This is a genomic window from Roseateles sp., from assembly GCF_031397715.1.
Classification (GTDB): domain Bacteria; phylum Pseudomonadota; class Gammaproteobacteria; order Burkholderiales; family Burkholderiaceae_C; genus Paucibacter_A.
Map to the genome: position 1 here is coordinate 1 of NZ_JANNMI010000478.1, position 2,023 is coordinate 2,023.

Sequence of the window (2,023 nt, forward strand, 5' to 3'; positions counted from 1 at the left end):
TGGTGGTCGAGATGGACCTGACGCTGGCACATCTGGGTCGCGGTTCGGCCGTCTCTCAGCTTCATCTGGGCGGTGGCTCGCCGACCTTTTTAAGCGACGCCGAGCTGAGCCAGTTGATGCTGGCCTTGCGCGAGCGCTTTCGCCTGGCGCCCGGCGCCGAGGTGTCGATTGAAGTCGATCCGCGCACCGTCACCAACGATAGGCTCAAACATCTGCGTGAGTTGGGCTTCAACCGGCTGAGTTTTGGCGTGCAGGACTTTGACGCGGCGGTGCAAAAGGCCGTCCACCGGGAGCAGAGTTTCGAGAGCGTTGAGGCCTTGATGATGGCTTCGCGCGACCTCGGCTTCGAGTCCACCAATGTTGATCTGATCTACGGACTGCCGCTACAGACGCCGGCCTCGTTTGCACGCACGATAGCCCAGGTCGGTGCATTGAAGCCTGACCGCATCGCGCTCTATGGCTACGCCCATCTGCCGCAGCGCTTCAAGCCGCAGCGGCGCATCGTGACGGAGCAGTTGCCGGGGGCTGGTGACAAGGTTGCCATGCTGGCCGGCGCGATTGCCGGCTTCCAAAACCATGGTTACAGCTATATCGGCATGGATCACTTTGCCCTGGCCACTGACTCCTTGGCCGTGGCCAAGCGGCAAGGGCGTTTGCACCGCAACTTCCAGGGCTACAGCACCCAGCCCGACTGTGATTTGGTGGCGCTTGGTGTGTCGGCGATCGGTCGCGTGGGCGCTTGCTACAGCCAAAACGCGAAGACGCTGGATGAGTATTACGACGCGCTGCGCCAAGGGCAATTGCCCATCGTGCGCGGTCTGGCGCTGAGCCGGGACGACATCGTGCGCCGCGCCGTCATCATGGCCTTGATGTGCCAGGGCAGGCTGGAGTTTGAATCGATCGAGTTGGCTCACCTGGTTGATATGCAGGCCTATTTCAAGCCCGAGTTGGCGCGCATGGCCGAGTTGGCCGAGCAAGGCCTCGTGGCGCTGGAGCCGGGCGCGGTTCAGGTCACCGCGATGGGCTGGTACTTTGTGCGCGCGGTGGCGATGGTGTTTGACCGCTATCTGCAAGCCGACCGCAACCGCGAGCGATTCTCTAGAATCATCTGATGCTTGATCTTGCCCTCGCCGGCTCGGCTCTGTTGATGGGCTTGGCCGGCACTCCCCATTGCCTTGCCATGTGCGGGGCCGCCAGCACCGGCGCCATTGGCGCAAATGGTGCTTCGCGCGCAGCCATCTTGAGCTTTCAAATCGGGCGGCTGCTCAGCTACGCCGTGGCCGGCGCCTTGGCCGCTGCCAGTGTTGGCTTGTTGGCTGAATGGGGTCAGGCGTCGGCCTTGCTGCGTCCCGTCTGGGTGCTCTTGCATGTGGCGGCCTTCTTGCTCGGCGTGGCCTTGTTGTGGCGAGGGCGGCAACCGGCTTGGTTGGAAGGTGTCGGGCAAAAGCTGTCCCGCAGTATTGCGCCGGAAGTGATGATGCCTGCTGGGGGCTTGAAGGGCGGAGGCACGGTGATTGGCCGGCCGGCGCGCGCCGGACTGATAGGCCTGGCCTGGGCGGCGTGGCCTTGCGGGTTGTTGCAGTCGGCCTTGCTGGTCGCGGCCCTGGCGTCAGGGCCGGCTCAAGGCGCGGCGGTGATGGCCGTGTTCGCGATGGCCTCTGGTCTTGGGCTGGTGCTGGGGCCGCTGCTGTGGGTCAAGTTGCGCGGGCAGGCCGGCGGCGGTGATGTCGGTATGCGCCTGGCGGTGCGGCTCAGTGGGCTCGGCTTGGCGGCTGCATCGGCCTGGGCCTTGGGTCACGGCGTCTGGCTTCAAATCGTCGAATTTTGCCGTTGACTACGCATCGCCGTCTCGAAAGTATGGACTTAGAGGCCGCTGCACTTACGCGGCGGGCCAGCTCATCAGCTTCAAGCAAGCATTGCTGACATAAAATCCAAATTCAGCTTTTCCAACCACCTCTGCGGAGACGAAACACATGTACCAACACATCAAGGTGCCCGAGGGTGGGCAGAAGATCACCGTCAA

The 2,023-nt window shown here is 63.4% G+C and carries 2 protein-coding genes; both read left to right on the forward strand.

The window, feature by feature from the left end; translation table 11 throughout:
• Positions 1-1,112, forward strand: a 1,112-nt coding sequence (gene hemN / locus RMO57_RS21200; protein ID WP_310390050.1) for an oxygen-independent coproporphyrinogen III oxidase, incomplete at its 5' end; no start/stop codon positions are given.
• Positions 1,112-1,834: a sulfite exporter TauE/SafE family protein gene (locus RMO57_RS21205; RefSeq protein WP_310390052.1), complete on the forward strand. Its 723-nt coding sequence runs from the start codon at positions 1,112-1,114 to the stop codon at positions 1,832-1,834. The genes hemN and RMO57_RS21205, both read left to right, overlap by 1 nt.
• Positions 1,835-2,023 lie beyond the last annotated feature (189 nt).